Origin of the sequence: Nocardia panacis (assembly GCF_003598715.1) — a bacterium.
GTDB classification, from domain to species: Bacteria; Actinomycetota; Actinomycetes; order Mycobacteriales; family Mycobacteriaceae; genus Nocardia; species Nocardia panacis.
Map to the genome: position 1 here is coordinate 33690 of NZ_QZFU01000006.1, position 25248 is coordinate 58937.

Annotated in this window: 20 protein-coding genes and 1 pseudogene; 11 read left to right on the forward strand and 10 right to left on the reverse strand. The window is 66.8% G+C overall.

Annotated features, from left to right (window positions below; all coding sequences use genetic code 11):
• Window positions 1-267: 267 nt before the first annotated feature.
• From D5S18_RS00610 to D5S18_RS00635, 6 genes and pseudogenes are all read left to right on the forward strand, one after another.
• Entirely contained in the window at window positions 268-1290 is a 1023-nt protein-coding gene (locus D5S18_RS00610) for an NAD(P)/FAD-dependent oxidoreductase (protein WP_158607766.1), read from the forward strand.
• 412 nt (window positions 1291-1702) lie between these two features.
• Window positions 1703-3427, forward strand: coding sequence for an aa3-type cytochrome oxidase subunit I (ctaD, locus tag D5S18_RS00615; protein ID WP_203236523.1), 1725 nt, complete (start codon window positions 1703-1705; stop codon window positions 3425-3427).
• 57 nt (window positions 3428-3484) lie between these two features.
• A complete protein-coding gene (locus D5S18_RS00620; protein WP_120036846.1) occupies window positions 3485-4147 on the forward strand; it encodes a class I SAM-dependent methyltransferase in 663 nt (220 codons plus the stop codon).
• 350 nt (window positions 4148-4497) lie between these two features.
• Window positions 4498-4596, forward strand: a pseudogene (locus D5S18_RS36300) (hypothetical protein); the annotation flags it as partial.
• 783 nt (window positions 4597-5379) lie between these two features.
• Window positions 5380-6450, forward strand: a complete 1071-nt coding sequence (locus D5S18_RS00630) for a hypothetical protein (RefSeq protein WP_203236524.1) — start codon at window positions 5380-5382, stop codon at window positions 6448-6450.
• Window positions 6451-6509: 59 nt separating this feature from the next.
• Complete coding sequence (locus D5S18_RS00635; protein ID WP_120036848.1) at window positions 6510-7316, forward strand: nuclear transport factor 2 family protein; 807 nt, start codon at window positions 6510-6512, stop codon at window positions 7314-7316.
• Window positions 7317-7698: 382 nt separating this feature from the next.
• Here D5S18_RS00635 and D5S18_RS00640 read toward each other — a convergent pair whose 3' ends face one another.
• The 4 genes from D5S18_RS00640 to D5S18_RS00655 all read right to left on the reverse strand — a co-directional run bounded on the left by D5S18_RS00640 (window position 7699) and on the right by D5S18_RS00655 (window position 11783).
• On the reverse strand, window positions 7699-8889 hold the full coding sequence (locus D5S18_RS00640; RefSeq protein ID WP_120036850.1) for a sensor histidine kinase: 1191 nt from the start codon (window positions 8887-8889) through the stop codon (window positions 7699-7701).
• Window positions 8886-9566: a winged helix-turn-helix domain-containing protein gene (locus D5S18_RS00645; protein ID WP_120037289.1), complete on the reverse strand. Its 681-nt coding sequence runs from the start codon at window positions 9564-9566 to the stop codon at window positions 8886-8888. Before D5S18_RS00645 ends, D5S18_RS00640 begins: the two co-directional genes overlap by 4 nt.
• A gap of 17 nt (window positions 9567-9583) precedes the next feature.
• Complete coding sequence (locus D5S18_RS35205; protein WP_203236525.1) at window positions 9584-10351, reverse strand: DUF1800 family protein; 768 nt, start codon at window positions 10349-10351, stop codon at window positions 9584-9586.
• 694 nt (window positions 10352-11045) lie between these two features.
• Window positions 11046-11783 carry a maleylpyruvate isomerase family mycothiol-dependent enzyme gene (locus D5S18_RS00655; RefSeq protein ID WP_120036852.1) on the reverse strand — a complete coding sequence of 246 codons (738 nt, stop codon included), beginning with the start codon at window positions 11781-11783 and terminating at the stop codon, window positions 11046-11048.
• Between the two features lie 304 nt (window positions 11784-12087).
• Between D5S18_RS00655 and D5S18_RS00660 the strand changes: the two genes are divergently transcribed.
• The 4 genes from D5S18_RS00660 (at window position 12088) to D5S18_RS00675 (ending at window position 15825) form a co-directional block, all read left to right on the forward strand.
• Window positions 12088-12810 (forward strand): polysaccharide lyase family protein, encoded by a 723-nt coding sequence (locus tag D5S18_RS00660; RefSeq protein WP_120036854.1) that lies wholly within the window; start codon window positions 12088-12090, stop codon window positions 12808-12810.
• A gap of 708 nt (window positions 12811-13518) precedes the next feature.
• The gene (locus tag D5S18_RS00665; protein ID WP_147403783.1) at window positions 13519-13734 is read left to right on the forward strand and encodes a hypothetical protein; all 216 of its coding nucleotides are present in this window, start codon (window positions 13519-13521) and stop codon (window positions 13732-13734) included.
• A 394-nt stretch (window positions 13735-14128) separates the two neighbouring features.
• Window positions 14129-14566: a hypothetical protein gene (locus D5S18_RS00670; RefSeq protein WP_147403784.1), complete on the forward strand. Its 438-nt coding sequence runs from the start codon at window positions 14129-14131 to the stop codon at window positions 14564-14566.
• 566 nt (window positions 14567-15132) lie between these two features.
• Complete coding sequence (locus D5S18_RS00675) at window positions 15133-15825, forward strand: MerR family transcriptional regulator (RefSeq protein ID WP_120036860.1); 693 nt, start codon at window positions 15133-15135, stop codon at window positions 15823-15825.
• Between the two features lie 54 nt (window positions 15826-15879).
• Here the strand turns inward: D5S18_RS00675 and D5S18_RS00680 are convergent, their stop codons facing one another.
• The 4 genes from D5S18_RS00680 to D5S18_RS00695 form a co-directional block, all read right to left on the reverse strand.
• Window positions 15880-18453: an ATP-binding protein gene (locus D5S18_RS00680; RefSeq protein ID WP_147403785.1), complete on the reverse strand. Its 2574-nt coding sequence runs from the start codon at window positions 18451-18453 to the stop codon at window positions 15880-15882.
• Between the two features lie 69 nt (window positions 18454-18522).
• Complete coding sequence (locus tag D5S18_RS00685; protein ID WP_239003444.1) at window positions 18523-19089, reverse strand: dihydrofolate reductase family protein; 567 nt, start codon at window positions 19087-19089, stop codon at window positions 18523-18525.
• A gap of 132 nt (window positions 19090-19221) precedes the next feature.
• Entirely contained in the window at window positions 19222-19752 is a 531-nt protein-coding gene (locus D5S18_RS00690) for a hypothetical protein (protein ID WP_147403786.1), read from the reverse strand.
• A gap of 86 nt (window positions 19753-19838) precedes the next feature.
• On the reverse strand, window positions 19839-20549 hold the full coding sequence (locus D5S18_RS00695) for a MerR family transcriptional regulator (protein ID WP_120036866.1): 711 nt from the start codon (window positions 20547-20549) through the stop codon (window positions 19839-19841).
• A gap of 194 nt (window positions 20550-20743) precedes the next feature.
• Here D5S18_RS00695 and D5S18_RS00700 point away from each other — a divergent pair, with 194 nt between their 5' ends.
• On the forward strand, window positions 20744-21127 hold the full coding sequence (locus D5S18_RS00700; protein WP_120036868.1) for a DUF1707 SHOCT-like domain-containing protein: 384 nt from the start codon (window positions 20744-20746) through the stop codon (window positions 21125-21127).
• Here D5S18_RS00700 and D5S18_RS00705 read toward each other — a convergent pair.
• Complete coding sequence (locus tag D5S18_RS00705; RefSeq protein ID WP_239003445.1) at window positions 21100-23301, reverse strand: serine/threonine-protein kinase; 2202 nt, start codon at window positions 23299-23301, stop codon at window positions 21100-21102. The genes D5S18_RS00700 and D5S18_RS00705 overlap by 28 nt on opposite strands.
• Before the next feature lie 329 nt (window positions 23302-23630).
• Window positions 23631-25166, reverse strand: a complete 1536-nt coding sequence (locus D5S18_RS00710; RefSeq protein ID WP_120036873.1) for an amino acid permease — start codon at window positions 25164-25166, stop codon at window positions 23631-23633.
• Window positions 25167-25248: the final 82 nt, after the last annotated feature.

Genomic DNA, 25248 nt, shown 5'->3' on the forward strand with positions numbered 1-25248 from the left:
GACCGTGCAGCGCGAGGACCGGAAACCCGAAGCGACAGAACAGGAGTAACGGGCGCGACAAGCCGAGGAGCATACTGCCGGGCGCTGCGCGGCACACCGCTCGAGGTGACGGCGCTCATCCAATACCGGATGGCACGAGAACTGACAGCCGAGCGCGGGGCAGCGATGGCGCGGACCGGAAGCAGAATATGCGGAGATCACGCATGCGACTTCCCGGAAACAGCACGGATTTTCGACCGTTGCGACGGGCGGGAGCACGCTCACGGTATGGGATCGAACGCGACTGAAGTGCTGTGGGATGCCGTACTGATCGGCGGTGGAGCCGCCGGATTGTCGGCGGCCGTCACGCTGGCCAGGGCGGGACGGAAAGTGCTTGTGGTGGACGAGGATTCGTCTCGCGCCGCGGCGACGGATCGGATCACCGGACTGTTCTCGCGGGAGGGGATCTCTCCCGCCGGGTTGCTGCGGCTCGGCCATGACGATGCCCAACGGTACGGTGCGACATGTCTCGATGGCCGGGTCACCGCACTGAACTGGCGCGGCGAGGACCAGGGGTTCCTGGTCGAGACGGCGACCGGGGAAGAAGTCGCGACTCGCGCCGTAGTCGTCGGCACCGGGTTGTCGGACCAATTGCCGGATATCACCGGGTTGCGGGAGCGGTGGGGCCGCGAGGTGCTGTTCTGCCCCTACATGGACGGCTACGAGGTGCGCGGTGAGCGCATCGGCTTGATCGGCGGACCCGACGCCGACGCCTCGGTGGCCTACGCGCAGTTACTGCGGCAGTGGACCGGCGACCTCATCTACTTCCCGCGCGGGGCGGCACTGACCGAGGAACACCGGAGCGCTCTGGCGGCCCGCGATATCCACCTGCTCGAGGGCGAGGTCGCGAATGTGGTGACCGTCGAGGACAGGTTGCGCGGCGTGGAACTCGACGATGGGCGTGCGGTGCCGCGCACGGTGTTGTTCGTCGCGCCGATACCGGTTCCGCAGGACGCGCTCTTGCGGACGCTGGGCTGCGATGTCGGCGAAAATGGTTTCATCGCTGCGGATTTCGATGGCGCGACGAGTGTGCCCGGCGTTTTCGCGGCGGGGGATGTGGTGCGGCCGTACGGTCAGTTGGTCGATGCCGTGGCGGCGGGCAACCGAGCGGGCGCGGCGCTGAATCACTATCTGGTGCGGCTGGATATCGCGGCGGCGCGGGCGAGCTACGAGGCGGAACAGCCCTTCTCGGCGGCGCTGGAATCACTCGCGCAGCGGGTGCGACAAACCACCGTCGAGCGCGGGATCTGAACTCGTGAACTGTTGATCGGGAGTGGAACGGCACCGCTTCGGAGATGCGGTGCGTTCGCCCGCATCAGCCGTGTCCCGTCGTTCGCCGAGCAGACCACAAAGCGCTCAGGGCTCCAGCTCAAACGAGCCCGGCGGCACTGCCCGATACCGATCCGGTGAAACGGGTGGAGCGTGAGACGGAGCAGCCCTTCCCGACCGCACCGATATCCCGCGCGAATCGGGTGCCACAAGGTAGCCGGTAGCACGAGATCATTTTCGTAACCCATTGCACAGCAGGTGTTTTCACCGCCGATGGTCAAGCGGGCAGACCTGGAACGCAAGTGGGGTAAACGGCGCGAATCACCGCGAATCAGCGCCGGGCGATGTCATACTTCGGCAAGGGTTTACCTACTCGTGCCGAGGTGGCGGCGACATGACTGTTGCTGAGATCCAGACCGTCCGGCCCTATCCGAAGCGGATGGGGCCGAAGGGTTCATTCCTGCACAAGATGGTGACGACCACCGATCCCAAGGTGCTCGGCATCCTCTACATCGTCACGGCGATGTCGTTCTTCTTCATCGGCGGGCTGATGGCGCTGCTCATGCGCGCCGAACTGGCCCGACCCGGATTGCAGTTCCTCTCGCCCGAGCAGTTCAATCAACTGTTCACCATGCACGGCACCATCATGCTGCTGTTCTACGCGACGCCGATCGTCTTCGGCTTCGCCAATTGCGTATTGCCGTTGCAGATCGGCTCGCCGGATGTGGCATTTCCGAGGCTGAACGCGTTCAGCTATTGGCTGTACCTGTTCGGCGCGACACTGGCCACCTCCGGATTCCTCACCCCCGGCGGCCCCGCGGATTTCGGCTGGACCGGGTATACGCCGCTCAGTTCCATCGTGCACGCGCCGGGGGTCGGCGCGGATCTGTGGATCATGGGGTTGGCCGTCTCGGGTGTGGGCACCATCCTGGGCGGGGTCAATATGATCACCACCGTCATCTGCCTGCGCGCGCCGGGTATGACCATGTTCCGCATGCCCATTTTCACTTGGAATGTCCTGGTCACGAGCGTACTGGTGCTGCTGGCCTTCCCGATTCTCACCGCCGCGCTCATGGCACTGGCCTTCGACCGGCATCTCGGCGGGCACATCTACGATCCGGCGACCGGTGGCGTACTGCTGTGGCAGCACCTGTTCTGGTTCTTCGGCCACCCCGAGGTGTACATCGTGGCGCTGCCATTCTTCGGCATCGTCTCCGAGATCTTCCCTGTGTTCAGCCGTAAACCGATCTTCGGCTATACCGCGCTGGTCTATGCGACGTTGGGTATCGGCGCATTGTCCATGGCGGTGTGGGCGCATCACATGTACGCGACGGGATCGGTGCTGTTGCCGTTCTTCTCGTTCATGACCTTCCTCATCGCGGTGCCGACGGGAGTGAAGTTCTTCAACTGGATCGGCACCATGTGGCGGGGTCAGTTGACCTTCGAATCACCGATGCTGTTCTCGGTGGGCTTCCTGGTCACCTTCCTGTTCGGCGGGTTGTCCGGTGTCATCCTGGCCAGTCCCCCGCTGGATTTCCATGTCACCGACACCTATTTCGTCGTGGCGCATTTCCACTACGTGCTGTTCGGGACCATCGTGTTCGCCACCTTCGCGGGCATCTACTTCTGGTTCCCGAAGATGACCGGGCGCATGATGGACGAGCGGCTGGGCAAGCTGCACTTCTGGACCACCTTCATCGGGTTCCACACCACCTTCCTGGTGCAGCACTGGCTGGGCGCCGAGGGTATGCCGCGCCGCTACGCCGACTATCTCCCGACCGACGGGTTCACCCTGCTCAACACCATCTCCTCCGTCGGCGCCTTCATCCTGGGCGCGTCGATGTTGCCGTTCCTGTGGAATGTCTTCAAGAGCTACCGCTACGGCGAGGTGGTCGCCGTGGACGACCCTTGGGGCTACGGCAACTCCTTGGAATGGGCCACTAGCTGTCCCCCGCCGCGGCACAACTTCTACGAGCTGCCGCGCATCCGCTCCGAGCGACCCGCGTTCGAACTGCACTACCCGCATATGGTCGAGCGGATGCGCGCCGAATCCGAGGTCGACTTCGGGTTCCGGCGATCGACGGAGGTCGCACCGGAGCACACGTCGCCCGAGAGGTGATTGCCGAAACGGCACAGATTGTTGCCGAAATCGGCCACAACCAGGACAGTGGCGGCCATGAGCGATGCACAGGGTGATGCGGGCACACGGGCCGAGTACTGGGAGAACTTCTATCAGGGGCGCGAGCAGGTCTGGTCCAAGGACCCCAATCCGCTGCTGGTGCGCGAGGTAGCGCGTTTGACGCCGGGCACCGCGCTCGACCTCGGCTGCGGGGAAGGCGGTGACGCGGTGTGGCTGGCCGGTCAGGGCTGGCAGGTCACCGCGGTCGACGTCTCCGATACCGCGCTGGAGCGGGCCGCCGCGCTCGCGGAGCACCAGGGGGTCGGCGCCTCGATCGGGTGGCAGCGCCACGATCTCGCCGAGACCTTCCCCGAGGGGCGCTTCGACCTGGTGTCGGCGCAGTTCTTCCACTCCCCCGTCGCCATCGCGCAGGAGCGGGACAAGGTGCTGCGGCGGGCCGCCGAGGCGGTCGCACCGAAGGGCACGCTGCTCATTGTCGGACACGGCGAATGGCCCTCCTGGGTACGCGACGCCCCGCACGAGCACGATGTCCCGGATATCCACTTCCCTACCAATTCCGAGGTATTGACCGCGTTGGGTCTGGCCGAAGGTGACTGGGTCGTCGAAACCGATGAAGCGGTGCTGCGGGACCTCACCGGACCGAACAGGCAGAACGGCACCCGCAATGACATTGTGCTGAAACTGCGCCGCACCACCTAGAATTCGGACACTCCTCGCTTGCCGGTGCCGGGAAGTTCATCGAACTTGTCGGCAACATCGGATGTCCTTCAGTTGAATTCATTGTGACGGTACGGATATTCATGTCCTCGCCAATCCCGCTGTCCTACCTCTGATTTCCACCACCCAACCCCATGGACCTGCGTCGGCGCGGGTCCGGCACGGTTGATGCGGGAGGCGAGATGCGCTCCGGCACAGTCGATATCGGCTCCGGCGCCAGACCGATCAGTCCCTAACGCTCGGCTAGGGTTGGCCCGTCGCACCGCCGGGCCGAGGAGACTGTGGTGAAAATCGAAACCGTCGAGGACCATAGGGCACGCGAGGCCAAGGCCATGCAGCGCGTGACCGACGCGCTGCATGAAACGTTCACCGGCGCACATTCTTCCGATCGGATCGAGCAGACCATCGCCGCGGCGCGAAACCGATTCGAAGGTGATCCCATTCGGGACTTCATCCCGATTCTGGTCGAACGTATTGTTCGTCGTGAGCTGGGGCAGGCGGAATCCGCTGCGGTCGTCGAATCCAACGAACCTGCGGATGCTCGAATTGGTCCTGCGACAGGCGTTACCGGGCCGAGTGGCTCCGAAGAGTCGTCCGGCGAGGTGATTTCGGCTGCCGAGGGCGACTCGACCGAGCTGATATCGGTGGTGGAGTCGAGCAGCGGCTCGGCAACGAATGTGGCATCGAGCAGCGAGGGCGCGGGTCCGGTGAAACCGAACGACGCCACCGCGAATGAGATCGAGGTCGGCGGCAACTCCGCGACGACCGCGACGACCGCGACGACCGCGACGACCGCGACGACCGCGACGACCGCGACGACCGCGACGACCGCGACGACCGCGACGACCGCGACGACCGCGACGACCGCGACGACCGCGACGACGATGCCTACCAGCGATGCCGCGCAGATCGCAACGGTCTCATCGAACGACGGCACGGAACGTCGCTCTGAAAACTCGCCTGCGGATGTCGAAACTCCCGCGCCGATCGGTGCCGGTGCCGGTGCCGGTGCCGGTGCCGGTGCCGGTGCCGGTGCCGGTGCCGGTGCCGGTGCCGGTGCCGGTGCCGGTGCCGGTGCCGGTGCGCCAGAGAACACGATCGGTGTCGTTGCCGCGACCAAGGAGAGCCTCGAAAGTGCCTCGGCGAACGGTGAATCCGCATCGACCCAACGTGATGCTCGAAGCCTGCTGCTGCGGAACAAGCGCGCCGCCGGAGTGATCGGCGCCGTCGCGGTGGTGATCGCCGCCGCGACTGCGATTGGACTCACCCGAGGCGACAAGCCGGTTGCCGCCACTGCTCCGGCTGCGACGCTCACCACGGTGCGCGGCGTGGTCGGTTCGGAGAAGATGCCCTTCTTCGCCGACCCGAATGTGGTCGATGCGTTGGCGCGCAAGGGTTTGCGGGTAGAGGTGACCGCGGCGGGTTCGCGGGAGATCGCCACCTCGGTGGATCTGGCCAACTATGACTTCGCCTTTCCTTCCAGTGAGCAGGCGGCGGAGCGAATTCAGCGGCAGCGCAAGGTGAATGCCAAGTACACGCCGTTTTCCTCCCCTATGGCGATTGCCACCTTCGGCCCCGTCGCGGATCTGCTGACCCGCGCGGAGGTGGTCCGGCCGGGTCCGGTGACCACTTTCGACATGGCCCGCTATCTGCACCTGGTGCAGGCGCGAACGCAGTGGAGTCAACTGCCGGACAATGCCGCGTATCCGGTGCGCAAGAACGTGCTCATCGCCACCAGCGATCCGCGCACCTCGAATTCGGCGGCCATGTATCTGGCACTGGCGGGATACGTCGCCAATGGGGATGCCATCGTGCAGGGCGCCAATGCCGAGCAGGCTGTATTGCCCACGGTGTCAAAGCTTTTCACGGGCCAGGGCTACACCGAGAACAGCACCGGTGGACCGTTCGAGCAGTATCTTTCGGTGGGGATGGGGCCGACGCCGCTGGTGTGGATCTATGAATCACAGTTCGTGGAGGCCGCCGCGCACGGCCGGGTCCGGCCCGACATGGTGTTGACCTATCCCTCGCCGACCGTACTGTCGCGGCATACGCTCGTCGCGCTGGGGCCGACTGGAGATGAGGTCGGCCGGGCGCTGTCCACGGACCCGCAATTGCAGCGCCTCGCCGCCGAGCACGGTTTCCGCACCGGCGATGCCGGTCAGTTCGCGAAGGTCGCCGCTCAGTACGGTGTCGCGGCGCCGGCGACGCTCATCGATGTGGTCGATACGCCCACCTACGACACGATCGAGCACCTGCTCGACGGGGTGGGCCGGACCTACAACTGAGATTCCGCCTGGAACTTGTTCTAGCATGGGCGACAGATCCTCGAAGTGGAGGTTGTGCCATGCCGCCGGAACCAACCGCCGCCGCGCTCGCCGCGGTGCTCGCCTCGCCGCGCGCCGTCGCCGCGCACGACAGGGCAGGCTGGGTGGCCCTGTTCACCGCCGAGGCAGTGGTCAATGATCCGGTGGGTTCGCGGCCGCACCTCGGCACCGCCGTGATCGCCCGCTTCTACGACACCTTCATCGCGCCCAATACCATCGAATTCCGGGTCGACCACGATATTGCCTGCCCGACAACGGTTTTCCGCGACCTGACCATCGAGACCACCATGTCGACCGGCGCGATGGTCGCCGTCCCCATGCATCTGAAATATGACGTCGTTCAACGGGACGGCGCCTGGCGGATCGCCGAACTCGCCGCCCACTGGGAACTCGGCCCGATGATCTGGCAACTCCTGCGCACCGGAGCCCCCGGCCTGCTCGCCGCGACCCGCCTCGGCCCGCAACTGCTGCGCCATCAGGGCTTGGACGGAGCGCTCGCCTTTCTCCGCGCGCTGATCAGCGTGGGCCGCACCGGCAAACGCAGGACAGCACGGATGTTCGCCGCCGCCGCGACCACCGATATCGCCACCCTGCGCATCCTCCTCGGCGACCACGCCACACTGGAACTTCCCGCAGGCCACCGCGTCACGCTGGAGGAGTTCACCAACCGCACCCGAAATATGCGATGGGACAAGCTCATCGCCGCCGGAAGATCGGTCACCGCGACAGTGTGGATCGGCACGGAACGTGGCATCGCGGTCATCGATTTCGCCGCGGGCACCGCGCGAGTCACCACCGTCCGCGTCTACCTCGATCACGCGAGTTGACGACACCTCCCAAAGGCTGACGCCAGCCACTATGAGTCGACACCGAATCGACGACACCCCCACAGGCTCACACAGCCACCATCAGCCGACACCCAGTCGACAACACCCCCACAGGCTCACACAGCCACCATCAGCCGACACCCAGTCGACAACACCCCCACAGGCTCACACAGCCACCATCAGCCGACACCCAGTCGACAACACCCCCACAGGCTCACACAGCCACCATCAGCCGACACCCAGTCGACAACACCCCCACAGGCTCACACAGCCACCATCAGCCGACACCCAGTCGACGAGTGTCTCGAGCCACCACAGTGACCCAACCTTTGATACGCCGCCGAGCGGTACGTATATGGACGGGACGACAGATGCCGACGAGCTATGCCGAGCCCGCAGTGCTCAGCGGCAGGTGGATGCGGACCACCGCACCGCCTTCGGGGCGATTGGCCGCCTCGGCGCGGCCGCCGTGCAGGGCGACGATCGAACGGACCATTGCCAGGCCGAGGCCGTGGCCGTGGCCGTGGCCCCTGGCGAAGCGGCGGAAGACGTGCGGGAGCATTTCCTGGTCGAAGCCGGGGCCATTGTCGGAGACGGTGACCACGGCTTCGGCGCCCTCGATCTGGACTCCGACCCACACGTGGGTCGCACGCTGGGAGGCATTGCGCACCAGGTTGTCGATGGCTTGGCGCAGCAGTACATCGTCGCCGTCGACCACGGCGCGACTGACCTCGGTCAGTTCCACGGCGGTATCGCGGGCGGCTTCGGTCGCCACGATCTCCTCGGCCAGCAGGTCCACCCGCAGTGGCGCGCGCACCGCCTCCACCTGGCCCGCCTCCAAGCGCGCGAGATCCAGCAGTTGAACCACGCCCTCACCCGCGCGCTCGGTGGCGTCGCGGATCTCGGTGAGGGTGCGCACGTACTGCTCCGGTTCGCGCGGACGCGCCAGCGCCTGGCTGGCCGCGGCCCGGATGACCGCGATGGGTGTGCGCAATTCGTGGGCGGCGTCGGCGAGGAAGTCGCGCTGAGTCTGCTGGGTCCGTACAAAAGGCGCGAGCATGCGGCCGCCGAGCAGCCAGGCGGCCAGGGTCAGCGCCGCGATGAGACCGAGCGCACCCAACCCGACCACCAGGTCGTGCCGGGCGGTGTCGGCGTCGTAGTCGTCCAACGACATGGCGGCGACCACCACCCGACCGTCGGATCTGGCGCGGGCGGCCTCGACGAAGTGGCTGTATCTGGTCCACACCTCGCTGTACTGCGCGCCGCCCTCCGGGTCCTCCTGCACGGCCTCGGCCAGGTCCAGCGGGACGCCGAGATCGGTCTCGCCGAGGGAGGTGAGTTTGCCGCTGGTCTCCAAAACCCACGCGTTGTATTGGAGGGATTCGGGTGCCTGATCGAGCCGCGGCAGCGCGGCCAGATCACCGACCCGCTCGGCTGCCGCCCGGTGCGCGGTCAACTCGGTGCGCTGATCCAGCACGGTGGACAGGTAATAGGAGAACCCACCGACCAAAACCAGCGACACCACCCCGACCACGAGCGTGAGCCGCACGCGCAGTCGCCGCAACTGCGTCATCTCGGCGCCGCTTCGTCGTGCAGGCGGAAGCCGACGCCGCGCACGGTGTCGAGTCGGGTCTTGGCGGTGGGCAGATCCAGTTTGCGACGCAGGGTGGAGACGAAGACGTCCACCACGTTCGAGGTGCCTTCGTAGTACAGATCCCACACCTGTTCGAGCAGATCGGTGCGGGTGACCGTCTGCCCGGCCTGGTGCATGAAGTACTGCAATACCGCGAATTCCTTGGCGGTCAACGGGATCAGCACGTCGCCGCGCCAGACCCGGTGGGTGACCATATCCAACCGGATATCGCCCACCCGCAATTCCGATCCGCCGACGGTGACCGGCCTGCGCAGCACCGCGCGCACCCTGGCGGCCAATTCGCCGAAATCGAAGGGTTTGGTGAGGTAGTCGTCCGCACCGGTGTCCAGGCCGATGACCCGTTCGGTGGCGCTGCCACGCGCGGTGAGCACCAGCACCCTGGTGCGGCCCTCGGCCTTCAGCCTGCGGCACAGGGTCAATCCGTCGCCGTCCGGGAGACCGAGATCCAGCACCACCAGCGCGTAGTCGTTGTACGAGCACAGGTCGTCGGCGGCGGCCAGCGTCGCGGCGTGATCCACCGCGTGCCCCTCCTCGCGCAGGCCGCGCACCAGCACCGGGGCCAGCCCTGCATCGTCCTCGACCACCAGCAATCGCACCGACACAGTCGACCACATCACGGGTCGGCGATGATGCCCGGCACCGGCTTGGGACGGCCGGGCAAAACCGGGTCGGCGGGGACTGTGAACCAACTCTCGGCGAGGGTCGCATAGAACTCGGTCATCGCGACGGTGGCCCGCAGATTGTCATCACGGTCCAAGCGGTGCAGTGCGGGGAGTTCGGCATGACGGCCGGGATGGACCGGGCCGGTCAGCAGTGCCGTGCCTGCCGCGCCGTGGTCCAGGCCGCCCGAACCGTTGTCGGGGACGCGGCGGCCGAATTCGCTGAAGGTGGCGATGAGGACCCGACCGGACAGACCGCGCCGATCCAGATCGGCGCGGAAGGCCGCCGGCGCGGCATCGAAGGTGCACATCATGGTGCGGAAGCGGCGCAGATGATCGGTGTGGGTATCGAAATCGTCGGCCAGCGGGACGAGCGCGTGCGTGCGCAGCAGTTGATGCTGCCGCCACATCAGCCGCCACTCCCCCACCTTCTCGTAACTCGAGGTCAGATGGGTGTGCCAGAACCACACCAGCTTCTCGTGCAGGCCCGCAGCGGGATCGGCCGTGCCGGCCAACCAGCAATCGATCGGCCCCCTACCGGAATTCTCGTCGGCCTCCCCGTCACCGAGGTCGGGCTCCTGCGGCCGCGGCGGTGGCGTATCGATCATCGCGTCGACCACCGCCGCGGCGCAATAGCCTTCCCAGCGGGACACCTGCCCCGGAAATGGCCCAAAGGTGGTGCGCCGCAGTATATGTGCGATGAGCGCCCGGTCGGCGCTCATCGCCGCGCCCGCTTACTCGCCGTCATGCCTCGACGATGACAGCGAGGGTATTAACCGATCGTGAAGGTGTGGGTGTCGAGTGTGAGTCGCGGGCCGGCGTGAATCGCCAGTCGACGGGCCATCGCGCGACAGGCATCGCATGATCGGCCGTAGGGCGTCGGTCGACAAGCGATGGACCAAGGGATACGAGGCGTGACGGCATCACACGACACGCGTCCGACCACAGGGGGACCAGGCGAGGCAATCGCGCGGATGCGCGGCGCGATTCGTCGGTGGTTCAGGGAGCGGTGTCTACCAGGCGCAATCGGGCCGCCCTGAATCGTCGGAATTCGCCTGCCGCGCCGGTGATCATCGAGCCGATATCGGATGGTTCGAAGGTTTGCGGCGCACCGCTCAGAGCGTCGAGCGCCCGAATGACGACCTCCACAACTTTCGGCAGGATCTATGGGCTCGCGTCGATGGCGATCATCTTGATCGGGCTCGATTCGGAGTGTGTCGGTGCCGGTTTTGGTAGGCGGGGTCGATCGGTGAATGGCGCTGCGCCCGAGCGGATGTCGCAGTCGTAGCGGTGGGCCACGTCGGCATATTTGTTGGCTCGCAGCGAGTCGGGATCAACGCGATCGCATGGTTGGGCGGCAGGCGCCCGACGAGCAACGGATGTCAGGCGATCGGCGTTGGTATCAGGGATCGGGCATCAGGCGGCGTAGTTGCGCAGAACGCGCAGTGCGGTGGCGGCGCGATCGTCGGTGGTTTGCAGGGCGGTGTCGGCCGGGCGCAGGCGGTGTGCGCCGACTCGACAGAATTCACCTGCCGCGCCGGTGATTACCGATTCGGTTTCGGGCGGTCCGAAGGTCCACGTCGCACCGCTTGGGGCGATGAGTTCGCAGCGGACCGGTCCGCCTTCCACCTGTGCGACGGCGAAGGCGTAGGGCAGGGTTCGGTGGGCGAGTCGGGCGATCAGCCAGAGGCGATCGGTGTCCGGATAGGGCAGGCCCAGGGGGTCGGCGATATCGAGCAGGTGTGCCCAGTGTTCGGCCAGGCGGGTCGCGGCGAGGGTGGGTGCCGATAGTGGGACCCGCACCCAGGTCAGGCGGGCGCCGGGCGGCGCGGAGCGCAGACTCGCCAATGCCGCGGTGCTCGCCCGACGCCACCTTTCGAAAACCTCGGTGCTCGGCGCACCGCGTTCGGCCTCGACCAGGCGCGCGACCGCGTCGTCGGTCGAACCCCCTGCCAACCAAGCCGAACCCATCTCGCCGGCTACCGAGGCGGTGACGAGTTCGTCGGTCTGCGCGAGATGTAGGACGGTGTCGCTCACCGTCCAACCTGCTGCGGCCGAGGGCGATTCCCACTGGGCGGGCGTCATTCGCGCGAGCAACCGATCCACCCGCTCGTACTCGGTCGCGAGCGCCGCCACCGCGTCGAGATCGACCATTCGATCACCTCCCGAAATCACAGAACCTCCCCGCATCATTACCGGCGCGCGCACTGTGCCGCAGCCGAACGGCTCACTCACCGGAATGCCGCTGGACGGGTCATCGGCCACGAACTGCCGTAGGGCGCACCTCCGGCCGCGGACGAACCTGCCATCCGATGGCAACCGCCGAATGCGCCCGAACCATGCCAGGGGGCGTTCACAGGGAAGTACTGCATAATGGGCGTGCGAGAGGTCCGGGTCGGCGGTGAGATGTGGTGGCGGGTCCGGAATTTCGGCGCGGAGCGACACACGGGGAGGCCAAATGGCTGGGTCCGGGAAGTATGGGGTGGCGGCGTTGCTCGCCTGCGGTCTGCTCGTGGCGGCGGGCGCGCCCGCGCGGGCCGCGACGGTATGGACCGCCGATCCGGGGCGCGGGGCGGCCTCCTTCGGGCCGCTGGACTGTGAGACGCCGGGCGGCGTCACGGTGGCGCAGGATCCCGAGCGCGGCGGCGTCTGGCAGTATCGAAAACCCTCGGGCGCCAAGCGGTGCGAGACCCGCGGCATCTCAGTCGACGGCACGAAGTACGCGTTCCAGAACAACGCCACCTACTACATCGGCTGGTGGAGCAAGATGTCCACCCTGGTCGACACCTATGCCACCTTCCAGTGGAAGTCCTACGGCACCGGCTCCACACAGAACTATCCGTTCGTCGTCGCGACGAAGAACGGTCGCACCACGGTCTTCCAACGCCAACCCGACAACAACGGCCTGACTGTTTGGGCATCGGCTCCGATCGCCGCCGACACCTGGTACCACTACGTCATCGGTGTGCACACCTCCGACGAGCCGACCGGCGGTTGGATCCAACTGTGGTTCAACGGAGAGCCGCAAACCTTCACCGATGGCTCCCCCCGCTACCGCTGCCGAACCTGGGACGTGGACAACGATCCCAAATGGGGCGTCTACGGCGCCCAGGCCACCGAGTTCGTCAACACCGTCGCCGCCCCGAAGATCGGAACCACCTACGAGGACGTAGCGAACTAGCCTGTCGCACCACGACTTAACGGCCCGGACCGCACTTCGGCAGCCGCCACCGATCGCCGCCACCGCCTGCTGAGCGAGCGCGGCATCGAATCCGTTGGTTCCGAGGTGATCCCACACCGGAGCCAACCGCGCTGTCGGCTGCGGCGGCCACCCTTCTCCGTTCCCCTGACCTCTGTTCCGGCCATTTCGCGCTAGGTCATGTCTCGGAGTCTCATTCGGATGCATTCGTGGTCGAGCTCGTCGCCTGGCAAGGCGGAGGAGTTCCCGAGACCGGGTGTTGTCTCGGGACGACGACTGCGGCCAGGCGGCGAGCTTGGCCGCGGAGGCACCGGATGAGACTCCGAGGCAAGGCATAGTTGCCACTCGATCCAGGGACCGCGGCCCGCCATCGCAATATGGCCGGGAGCACGGACCCTGGCACGAGATCGGTCGATAGCGCGCGCCCGCCTATCGCGTCGGCAGGCCGCCTCGCAGCACCGCCACCGCACCCACCCCACCGATTGGCTTTCGCGCCGCGTGCGCCCGGAGGCAATTCACGCCTCGGGTACACATCACCTCCTGCGTCCGATAGGCCCGCAGCCGATGGCGACTCGAGCGCAACCACCGCCGCCGCCAACCGAAGCGCGCCGCTGCGACGCGCCAAAGCCACCACGGCACAACATCAATCGATGGCGCGGCCCGGCCTTGGCTTACGCAGCGGACAGCCTGGTGGCCAAGCTGGTCGCGTTCCGCACGCACGGGCCTACCGCTGCTCATCTCACCGACCTGCCCGACCCGTGTGGTCTGGCTGTCGCTGAACTCGTCGGGCGTATCCGGGAACTCGACGCCGACATCATCTCCCGCCAGATCACCGACCACTGCGTCTCGACGGCTTTGCCCGATCGACATTCGCACCCGGCGCTGGCCTGGATAGCCGCCAGCTGATTCACGAGTTCTCGTGAATCACACCGCATTTCGAGTATGAGACAGATACGGGAGCGAACGACTCGCCCTGCCGCGCCGCCAACGCCATCCCACGACGTCACCCTCTTGCGACCCGGCCACTCGCGGATTGCCAAGCGCCGCTTCGGTGTCCATTGCTCGCCGGGCCGCCGAGAACGACCGTCCATCGACGCCGACAAACGCCGAGCCCACGTGAGCCAGGAAACAGATGGCCTAGGCCACAAGTCGCAAAACCCTTCCCAGAAATGAGAAAGCGGCGCGGCCGGATTGGTGGCACACTAGTCAACGTGCCGCTAGATAACGGCACGTTAAGTGCGAAGGGATCGGAACACTTTCCACCCACCGATCCCGCACACATGAACGAATGGAGCTGGACATGACCGTGAACATCACCAACGGCTGGGCGACCCGCATCCTCGCCTGCGCCGCGATCACGGGCGCACTGATGCTGGCACCGGCGAGCCTGGCGGCCCAGGGCGCCTTCGCCGAACCCCGCGACGCCGCGGGTAGCTCCGAAAGCCACGGTGGCTTCGGCGGATACGACCACGGCGGCGACTACGGCCACGCCTCCTACCCCGACAACGGCTATGCCAGGGGGCCGCTCGGCTACCACGACTACGGGTACGACTCGCAGGGCCTGGGCTGGGGCAGGAACTCCCACGGCGACTCCGATTCCGGTTCGAACCGCAAGGTCGACCAGCAGTCCCACACCGGCGGCAGCCGCAGCGACAACCGCCTCGGCGGCGAGACCGACTGGTGCACCGGCCCGCTCGGTATCAACCCGTGCTCGACTCTGACTTCGCACGGCCACTGAGCGCCATACCACACCGATCGCGCAAACTAGCCGCTAACTAACGTGCCGCCACTCAGCGGCACAACACGGCCAGAACTTGCCACATCTGGGAATATCGAGCGGAGAAAAATACGAAACGATGGGCATCGCGCGCGACGCCGCAGCCGTCCCGGCGCCGGGACCGCCGCCAATGCGACGCCGAGGATGTACCACTCGGTAACGGCGCAACCGATTCGAGGGATGAATTCCGCTGCACACCAGTCGATTACACGATCGAAACGATCGCGCGACGGCTAGCGGAACATGGCGGACGCCGACTTCCACCCGCCACCCTCACAACGTCATCAGGCCCCTGCGGAACGTCGCGGAAGCATTCCGCGGGGGCCACCCGAGATCGAGCAAACCACTCCGACAGGGTTCCGCCCCTCGGCCCGGAACCCGCATCCGACCGCCGCTCGCATGCCTCTCTACCAGGCAGTAGCGGCAAAGTCGGCGGATCGTTGCACCGGACCTTGACGAAACGTTGACCAACGGTTCGTTTCACCACGAGCCGTTTTGTACGAAAAGAGTATGGTTTGCTTGAATATGTGACTACTGAGGCGGAGTACACGATCGACGAGCTGGCACGGGTGGCCGAAACCACCGTGCGCAGCGTGCGCGTGTATCACGAGCGGGGGCTGCTCCCGTCGCCCGATATCCGGGGGCGGATCGGCTACTACGGATCCGATCATGTGCAGAGGCTCGAGACCATCGGGCGACTGCTCGGTCGGGGCATGAAACTCAATGGCATCAGGGAACTGCTGGATGCCTGGGATCGTGGCGACGGACTGGCCGATGTGCTCGGTGTACGGGATCAGGCAGCGGCCAATGCCCAGAACCCCGAGCCGACCACACCGGCCGAACCCGATCCCGACCTGCCCGACTATGTGAAGCAGGCGTTGGCGGCGAGCAATGACCCGATCGAGGCGTGCCGGGTGGTCAACCCGCGCTGCTCGGATCTGGCGACCCGGCTGGTCGACGCGGGTGTTCCGGTCGAGACCGCGTTCCGCATGATCGAGCAGATCCGCCTCGACTGCGACCGGATGGCCGACCGCTACGCACCCGAACTGTTCGACCGGCTGGCCGGACAGCCTTTCACGCGATCGAGTCGAACTCCCAAGGACCGCACCAAATTCGAGACGGACCTGGCCATCGCCCGGCTGATCGCGACCCGCGCGGCGACCGAACTGATCGATCAGAGCTTCGCCAAACACACCGAGCCGACCACCGAGCGCGCCTGACACCGAGGAAGATTCCGAGAAGCGGAAGCCGATTGGCTTGCCGCCCAACGGCGATCACCCCTTGATCACGGCTGGACACTGGGTATGCGCACGGGTGCGCGCCCGCACCGGCCGCCGCTCGGACTCCCGCCGCACCCGCTCGACCAGCTCGCTCGGAATATGGCGGGCGATCTCGGAGCGCGAGCCGATCATGAGCTTGTGCCGAATGGCAGCCACCTGCGCGTCGACCGTGCGCACCGAACTGTTGCGCTGCGCCGCGATCGCGCTATTGGGCCAACCTGCCGCGGCGAATACCGCGACCTCGCGTTCGGCCTCCGACAGCGCCGTCCAGCGGGAGTCCTCGCTCGCTGGCACCGCCACCGGCGTCAACCGCTCGGGGGGCAGTTGACCGCGCATATACCGTTGCAGCTCATCGTGTTCCGGCCGCAGCCCGGCCCCGTCTGTTTCAGCGGCGGCGTAGCGGGGCGCGCCGAGCACCTCGACCGCGACCCGCGTGGTGAACTCCATTTCCACCGCCACCAGCGGAATTCGATCGATGGCGGTGCCGAGAGAGCGGTGCGCGGTGCGGAATCCACCTATCAGCCTGGCGATTTCGGTCGCGGTGGTCACCGCGTCCATACCCCGCGCGGGTGCGTCGGCCAGTGCGCGGCCCAGCGCCACCGCCCTGGCCAGGGCCACCCAGCCCGCGATCCAGGTGTCGCCCTCCAGGAGATCCTCGGTGCACACGGTGTGGGTGAGCGAGAGCGCCTGATCGCAGAAACCGTGTCGGGCCAGCGCGACCGACCGCAGCACCCTGGCGATGCCGAGGGACCAGGTCGACCGCGCCGAAGTGGATCGCTGCAGGTAGACCTCGGTCTCGCCGAGCGCGACCCTGCGATCGCCGAGCATGGCCGCGCCGATGACCGCGAACATGCGCGCCCGCTCGGCGCCCTGCTGATCGCCCTCGGCCACGTATTTGGCTCTGGCGCGGGCGATTACGGTGATAGCCGTGATATCGCGATGCTGATGCAGCAGCTCCAGCGCCCACATCCACTCGACCGAGGCGGGTAGCCCGTGATCGATCTCCGGCGCGGCCCGCCAGAACAATCCCGGAAATCCGCGCGGCAACGTGGCGGCGACGGCATCGTCGAGCAGGGTCCTGGCCTCGGCGGTATTGCCCTGCCACATCGCCACCCAGCACAGCAGCGAGGTAGCCCGCAACTGCAATTGCCTGGGCACGGGCGTGACGGCGTTGGTCGCCTCGAGCGCCCGCTTGGTGAGTCTGCTGACCGCGCGCCCGCCGCATTTGACGAACGGAATCCACATGGTGAGCAGTTGGGTGGCCGCGTCGAGCGCGATCAGCGCCTCCTCCGGATCCGACAGACCCGTCTCGACCGCCATCATGATGTTGTCGCAGGCCGAACGCGCCCAATCCATCCACGCCTGCTCGCCCGGCCCGTACCAGTTGGCCCGACCGCGCGATACCCGATCGCGGTAGTAGCGCCGGTGCCGCCTGCCCACCTCGTCGGCCTCGGCGGGCGCCCGTCGCAGCAGCCGCTCGCGCGCGAAGACCCGCACGCTCTCCACCAGATACCACCGCACCGAGGACGCGGTGAGACAGGCAGTCACCAACGAACGCTCCACCAGCCGTTCGAGGGTGCGCTCGATCTCCTCGGCGGGCAGCGCGGCATCGGCGCAGACCTCGACCACGGCATCGAGTTCGATACCGTTGCGGGGAGATTCCTCCCGGTCGGTCTCGTAGCCTGCCGCGAAGATCGACATCCGCTCGAGCAGCAACTGCTCCTCCGGCGCGCACAGCGCGAAGGACCAGGCGATCACGTCGTAGACACCGCGGTGGCGGGTATCGGCACCCGACCGCGCGCCATGCGCCCAGGCCAGGCGTTTGTCCGCCGCGCCGCCGTCGAGTTCGCTGAGCACCTTGCCGGGCGGCTGATGCCGCAGCCGGGCCGCGGCCAACTGAATGAACAGCGGATTATGGTCCACGTGACGGCAGATCTCGGCCACTATCTCCCACTGGCGCGCTTTGTCGGGCACTGGGCGACCGGTGAGTTCGGCCCGGCGCAAGAACAATTCGCTCGCGTGCGTGGCCGAGAGCGGCGGCACCGCCACGATGTACTCGTCCACCCAGCCGATCGGTTCGCGGCTGGTGGCAACAATTTTCAGGCCGGGGGTGGCGGCCAGCAGGTCGCTGATCACGCGGCCGACGCTGGCCAGGACGTGCTCGCAGTTGTCGAGCACCAGCACCCTGTTGTCCTCCGGACCGTCGGAGGTGGTGACCGAGGTGGCCAGATCATTGGTGGTGAAGGTGCTCATCCGGAGGTCCTGCACCGAGCGCGGCCCCACATCGGTGCGCACTATGGAGTGTACCACATCCTCGGCGACCATGCCCCGATCCCAGCCGAGTTCGGCCAGTCGAGCCCAGTACACCGGCCGAGGCCGGGCGCGATGGGCGCGACGCAACGCCTCGGCTGCCAACCGGGTTTTGCCGATACCGCCTGGTCCGACCAGGGTTATCAGCCGCGCACCCGCGTCGAGCAGGCTCTCGATTCGCTCCAATTCCACATGGCGGCCGAGGAACTCAGCGGCCGAGGCCGGTGAGTCGCCGCCGGATTCTGCTAAGCCCGGCACACCGCAACGCTAGACGACGAAGCAAGTACACGGCGTAAATTTTTGTCTACCTTAAGATTGTCATCCTTCTCAAGCCGTACGTACGGCCTGCTGATAGTGCACCTGCACCACATCGCTGTCGAAGGTCATCACATCCACCACATGCAGTCCGCTCGCCTCGATCGGCGCGCGGAACAGCGGCACACCACCGCCGAGCAGCAGCGGATGCACGAACACCCGGTACTCGTCGACCAGCCCGTGCTCCATGAAATATCCGGCCATTTCGGTGCCGCCGAAAAGGACCATGTCGCAGTCGGATTCCGCGCGCAACCGCTCGACCTCGCCGATCACGTCGGTGCGCACGATCCGCGTGCCCCAGCCCGCCGAGCGCAGGGTGCGGGAGAAGACCAGTTTGGACGTCTGCTTCCAGCAGCGCGCGAAATCGACGTAGAAGGTGGAGATGGCCGGATCGGTATCGGCGGTCGGCCAGAAGTCCGCCATGATCTCGTAGGTTTTGCGACCGTAGAGGAACAGGTCGGCGGCGCGCAGTTCGTCCAGGAACGAGCCGCACAGTTCCTCGTCCACCACCGGCCAGTGGATCTCGCGATCCGGTCCCTCCGCGAATCCATCCAGCGACATCTGCATCCAGAGTGTCACGCTACCCATGTCCTCAAACCCATCTGCTGCCCCAACCGACAGTCGGATTGTGGTGCGGCCTCGCGCCGACGCGCATCGGTATGCGTCGGCGAAACTTGCTTAAGTAGGTTCCCCGGCGCGTTTATTCGCGGCTCAGCCGAGGACGCCGTCATCGCAGAGACTCGCCGAGCGCCAGGAGGGTCCGGGGCGCGGCGCACCCTGGTCGAAGGCCCAATTCCCGATCGGTCCTGCCGCCTTCCAGAAGACGAATCCGGTGCGATCGGCGACGGCCTCGTAGACGCTGTCCGCGCCCTCGATCAGCTGGGACCCGACGCAGTAGTCGTTGTAGTCGGTGCCGGGCTGGCGGGCGCCGAGGCTGAACCTACCGAATGGGTTGCCCGTCGACCCGGGGTTGGGAACAGTGCTCGCTCGGCGCACGGTCGCGCCGCGCTCCCAGCGCGGGACCGCTGCCGCGGTGGTGCAGGTGAAGACCGAGCCGCCGGCGATGATCTCGGCGCCCTGATGGTGCGAGGCGCCCGCCCAAAGGCAGTCCGGGCCGGGGTCGGCCGCGGCCGACGGTGCGCCTGCGGCGCCGAATCCGGACGACGCCAGGGCCACGACACCGAGCGCGCCGAGGGCCTTCAATACGGCGGTTCGTCGTGTGGTATTCCTGTATAGCGTCACGTTATAGACCGTACCGCTATCCAACGGCACGTTATTTCATGAATCGCCAGATATGGGAACTATCGGGCCTGCCGCGGCGGATCGACTCAGGATACGTCGCCCTCACCTGCAAGCTGGTCGAAATACCGTGCGGCATAGCGGTTCACGAGTTCGGCGGCGGCTTGACCGGGCAGCACCCGCCGCTCGGCCAGCCGCTTGGTGAACTCGGCCAGATCCCCCTCGCCCGCCGCCAACTGCTGCGCGCCGAGCACATACTCGAACAGGTCGGCGAAGCGGCGCGCGATCCGCTCGCAGTCGGTGCGCAGACGCTCCAGTTCGCCGAGGGCCTCGCCGAGCGGAATATCCAGCGCCACAAGGCGATCGAGGATCGCAACCAAGGCCGGGTCGGCGACGCGGTAGGTGGCGGCATCGACGGGTTCGTAGAGCCCGGCCGTGACCACCCTGGCCAGACCATTGGGCACTTCCTGATAGCGCTGAGCCAGTTCGACGGCCGCGATGGTCGCCACTTCGGCGGCGACCGGCGCGACGGCCTCCGAGATGCCGAGCACCGCGCCCAGATCCTCGCCGCGCTCGAGCGCCTCCAGCAACTCCCGGATGCCATTGAGCTTGATACCGCGCTCGAGCAACCTGCCGATGGTGTGTACCCGCCTCAGATGCTGCTCACCGTAGAATCCGGTGCGGCCCTTGACCTGCGGCGGGGGCAGCACCCCCCGCTCGTGATAGACACGGAGGCTGCGCACGGTCGTTCCGGCGGCGCGCGCCAACTCGTCGATCGTGTACTCCACACCCGCAGTCATACAACAAGAAAACCACACGGGGGAACGTATCGATCGGCACACGGGTGCCGTGGCCGAATTCGAGTGGCTCGTTATGCGACGTCACGACCGTGCGTGTAGAGATCATCCTATCCACTCCCCAACATGGGGAAGAAATTTCCCAGTGCGGGGAAGGTGACCGGGAAGACCCTCCCACCTGGGCTTACGCTTCGGTCATGACCGATGCACCGGAATCTCGGATCGGCGTCACGGAGCGGGAGCGGGCGTTGCGGGAGCTGGTGGCGCATCTCGGCGCGGGCCGACTCAGCCCCGCCGAATTCGACACGCGCAGCGCGGCCGTGGCAGCGGCGACCACAAAGCGGCAGATCGCCGAACTGTTCACCGATCTGCCCGCCGGGGCGCCCTATCCTCCGACGCCGCGGGTCCGACCTGTCCCGCGCTTCCCGATCATTGTCGGCATGTTCGCCGTGCTGTCCATCCTGCTGGCGGTCGTTTCCGGCAACGCGCTGTGGCTGCTGCTCATCATCGCCGGTCCGGCGGGCGCGGTCGCGATCGCCCACTACCGACGCGATCACCACCAGGTGCGCGGCCGCACCTGATTGGCCAGATCCACCAGCCGGTAGCGGTGCAGCCGATTGACGGTGCCGCTCGCCAGCGAACGCAGACTCGACTCCACGCCGCGACGCATCCCCGCCCTGGTCAGCGGGAAACCGAGCACCGACTTGTCCGGCTGCTCGGATCCGCTGGCCCGCAACCACTCCCGCGCCACCCCCATGAGCACCACCTGTAGCTGACGCGCCCGAGGCTCCTCGGCCATGGCGCTCAACCGCACCGCGACGGCATCCAGATCGCCGTGGGTGAGGGTGTTGAGCGGACGCGAGACCGCCAGCAGGCAGCCGGTCATCCTGGCCACGCCGAAATGTCGGGACGCGGCGGGCACCTGCTCGAGCACCGTGACCGCCTCCGACCATGCCCCGGCGGCCGCGAGCAGCCGGGCCAGGCCGAATCCCGCACTCACGATCCCGTGATTGGTGCGCCACACCGTGCGGTAGTGCTCGATCGCCACCTGCCGCCACGATTGTCCCGCCTCCGATTCCTGCAAAACCAGTTCCGCCGCCGCGGCCGAGGCGAGGGCGGGGGCGAGTTCGCCGGGCAGCATGGTCTGCACGCTGTCGAAATGCCGGAAGGCGCGCTCGGGGCGGCCGGTGAGCAGCGCGGTCATCCCGATGTACCACTCGATGCGCCAGTCCGCCTCGTACTTCGGCAGCAGACCGGCCAGCAGGCGGCTCGCCCGGTCGGTCGCGCCGAGATCCAGGAAGGCGCGCACCGCGGCCAGTGTGCCCTCCAGTTCGAAGGATTCGGGTGCGCTGATGGTTCCGGCCGCGATGCGGTCATTGGCCCGCTGCAGCGCGTCCAGCGCGTGATGCGGGTCGCCGTGCAGCAGCGTGGACAGCAGATCGACGCTGGGATCGGTGTTGTCGATGAGCGGAACCGGAAGTCCGGCAACAACACTCGCACCGTCCAAGGCGGGGCTGTGATTGCTGCCGTCGACCAGGCCATCGGTGCGACCGATCAGCGTCTCGATGCCGAAATCGTCGCGCATGGCGCCGAATTCCGTTGAGGGCTGCGGATGTTCGCGTCCGGTGTCGACCGCGAGGACCATGCGCAGGGTGCCCGCCAACTGGCAGTACATCGAATACGCGGACGGAAACCGCCGCGCGGGATCGGGATCGGTGGCGCGCAGCAGCAACCGATACAGGCTCGGATAGCGACGCAGCAGCGGTTGTTCGTCGGGACCGGGGATACCCGGCAGGTGGTGGCCGGACTTGTCACGTGGCAGATCCAGCATGAGCACGGCCAGCGTGCGCCCGACGGTGTAGATATCGGAGACCACGGTCGGACCGGTCTCGGTGATCTCCGGCGCCTGGTAACCGGGGGTGCCGTAGATGCTGCCGTAGGACTCCATGGCGGCCACCGCGCCGAGGTCGATGAGTTTGACCTCGTCCGGACCGACCATGATGTTGTCGGGTTTGAGGTCGTTGTAGGCCAGGCCGAAGGAGTGCAGGTAGTCCAGCGCGGGCAGCACCTCCATTATGTAGGCGATGGCCTCGACGACCGGAATTCGATTGGGGCGGCGCAGATCCAGGATCTTCTTTAGCGAGCGGCCGCTGACGTACTCCATGACGATGTAGCTGTCGGCGATCTCGCGGACGGACTTGTGCTTGACGAAGTTGTAAATCTTGACGACGCCGGGATAGGCGACCTCGGAAAGGAATTGGCGTTCGGCCAGGGCCACCACGTGCGCTTCGAAATCGAGCGGATTCTGCAGCCCCTTGAGCACGACCCAGCGGTCGCTGACATTGCGGTCGATGGCCAGATACAGCCAGCCCAGGCCGCCGTGGGCCAGACAGCCCTGGACCTCGTACTGGGCCGCGACCAGTTCGCCGGGTTCGAGCGAGGGCCGAAAAGTGAAGGGGGACTTACAACGTGGGCAGGTGCCGCTCACCGCGCCCGGCTGATTCCCACTGGCCCGGCCGACCGGGTCCTGACAATTCCAACAGAAACGTTTGGCCTCGGGCACCTCGGGATCCGACAGCACCGCGGTCATCGGATCGACGGGCGACACCCTGGGCATGGCCACCAGGCCCGCGCCGAGTCGGCGGGTGCTGGGGCGGGAACGGGCGCTGCGACCGGAACTCAGCTCGAGATCGAGTTCGGAATCGGGCTCGGTGCCCGCCTGCGAGGGAATGAGCGGATCGGTATCTGACGGCACGCTCGGTGGCGGCGTACTCAGCAATGGGACGCTCTCTGACGGTTCATGATTCGAGTCAGGATTCGAAGCCGGTGTCGAACGGCGCGTCGCCCACGGATGGGACAGCCGCCGGGGCACCTCGGTGCCGCGACGACGCCGATTCGCCCACGGATGCGGCAGCGGATGGTCGGGTGCACTGGCGTGCTCCGGCATACGAAACCTCTCGGAATGCGTGAACCGTGGCAATTCTGGTTCGCCGCTGCGAGATTCGCGCCTGCCCTGTTCCCCGCCACGGGAAACGCCACCCGCCCCGGACTCGCGTCAGGGGCGGGCGATTCGCCGCTCGCGCCTCAGATCTGCGCCTCCGGTGCGGGCAGCACCTGGACATCGCTGTGATATCCACCGAGCGGCCGCTCGGCCACCACCGGGAACTGGCCGGTGAAATCGTTGCGCATGGCCGCGATTCGAGCCACCCGAGCGCGGGCCAGATACCAACCCACCACCAGTGTCGGCCCGCCGATCAGTGCGGCGCCGATGAGCGCGCCACGCTGCACCCCATCGCCACTGAAGGCCATCAGCGCCACGATGCCGGCCAGGAAGACCAGCGTGGCGTAGCTGGTGTAGGGCGCGCCCATCAGCCGGAAGGCCGGGCGGTTGGCCTGACCGTCGCGCCAGCGGCGGTACAGCTTCAGCTGACAGACGATGATCGCCGACCACGCCGCGATGGTGCCGAGCGCCGACATGTTCAGCACGATCTCGAACGCCTTCTCCGGCACCACCGCGTTGAGTCCGACACCGGTCAGCGCGACCGCGCCGGTGGCCAGGATGCCGACGAAAGGCACCCCGCCCTTGGTCATTCGCGCGGCGATGGCGGGAGCGCTGCCGTTCATCGACATCGAGCGCAGGATGCGGCCGGTCGAGTAGAGGCCCGCGTTGAGGCTGGAGAACGCCGCGGTGAGAACCACCAGGTTCATCACCGAGCCCGCCCCTTGCACGCCGAGCCGGTCGAAGAAGGTGACGAACGGGCTCTCCCCCGACTTGAACGCGGTGTAGGGCAGCAGCAGGCCGAGCAGCACCAGCGAGCCGACGTAGAACAGCGCGATCCGGGCGATGACCGAGTTGATCGCCCGCGGCATGGTCTGCTGGGGATTCTCCGTCTCACCCGCGGCGGTGCCCACCAATTCCACACCGGCGTAGGCGAATACGACACCGGTGGTGACCACGACCAGCGGGATCACCCCGACCGGGAACAGCCCGCCATGACTGCTCAGCACCCCGAGACCCGTTGGCGCGCCGCGCAGTTCGAAGCGGCCCGCGAGGAAGACCGTGCCCACCACGAGGAAGGTGACCAGCGCGAAGACCTTGATGATCGCCGCCCAGAACTCCAGCTCGCCGAACCAGCGGACCGAGATCAGGTTGACCGAGACCACCAGGGCCAGCGCCACCAGCGCGATCAGCCACTGCGGGAGCACGTGGAACGCACCCCAGTAGTGCACGTAGGTGGCGATCGCGGTGATATCGACGATGCCGGTGGTGCACCAGTGGAAGAAGTACATCCAGCCCACGGTGAAGGCGAGCTTCTCGCCGTAGAACTCGCGGGCGTAGGAGACGAACGAGCCCGAGGACGGGCGGTGCAGCACCAGCTCGCCCAGTGCGCGCAGGACGAAGAAGACGAAGATGCCGCAGATGCCGTAGATCAGGAACAGGCCGGGTCCCGCGCTGGCCAACCGGCCGCCCGCGCCGAGGAACAGACCGGTGCCGATAGCGCCGCCGATCGCGATCATCTGCAACTGGCGCGGTCGCAGCGCCTTGTGATAACCGGCGTCTTCGTCGTGCAGCGCATCGGCTGGCGCCGATACCTGCGCGGGCGGTCGAACGGTTGTCATGGTGGCCCTTTCACGTGATGGCGATCATATCGACGATGAATGTACCGTTATCTAACGGCACGTTCAATAGGGAATTGAATGT

Bases quoted from the DNA above. Each gene is read 5' to 3' on its own strand.
- D5S18_RS00710 (WP_120036873.1), bottom strand. From the start codon at position 25,166: ATGACAACCGTTCGACCGCCCGCGCAGGTATCGGCGCCAGCCGATGCG.
- D5S18_RS00635 (WP_120036848.1), top strand. From the start codon at position 6,510: ATGCCGCCGGAACCAACCGCCGCCGCGCTCGCCGCGGTGCTCGCCTCG.
- D5S18_RS00640 (WP_120036850.1), bottom strand. From the start codon at position 8,889: ATGACGCAGTTGCGGCGACTGCGCGTGCGGCTCACGCTCGTGGTCGGG.
- D5S18_RS00660 (WP_120036854.1), top strand. From the start codon at position 12,088: ATGGCTGGGTCCGGGAAGTATGGGGTGGCGGCGTTGCTCGCCTGCGGT.
- D5S18_RS35205 (WP_203236525.1), bottom strand. From the start codon at position 10,351: ATGAGCGCCGACCGGGCGCTCATCGCACATATACTGCGGCGCACCACC.
- D5S18_RS00610 (WP_158607766.1), top strand. From the start codon at position 268: ATGGGATCGAACGCGACTGAAGTGCTGTGGGATGCCGTACTGATCGGC.
- D5S18_RS00695 (WP_120036866.1), bottom strand. From the start codon at position 20,549: ATGACTGCGGGTGTGGAGTACACGATCGACGAGTTGGCGCGCGCCGCC.
- D5S18_RS00700 (WP_120036868.1), top strand. From the start codon at position 20,744: ATGACCGATGCACCGGAATCTCGGATCGGCGTCACGGAGCGGGAGCGG.
- D5S18_RS00655 (WP_120036852.1), bottom strand. From the start codon at position 11,783: ATGGTCGATCTCGACGCGGTGGCGGCGCTCGCGACCGAGTACGAGCGG.
- ctaD (WP_203236523.1), top strand. From the start codon at position 1,703: ATGACTGTTGCTGAGATCCAGACCGTCCGGCCCTATCCGAAGCGGATG.
- D5S18_RS00670 (WP_147403784.1), top strand. From the start codon at position 14,129: ATGACCGTGAACATCACCAACGGCTGGGCGACCCGCATCCTCGCCTGC.
- D5S18_RS00620 (WP_120036846.1), top strand. From the start codon at position 3,485: ATGAGCGATGCACAGGGTGATGCGGGCACACGGGCCGAGTACTGGGAG.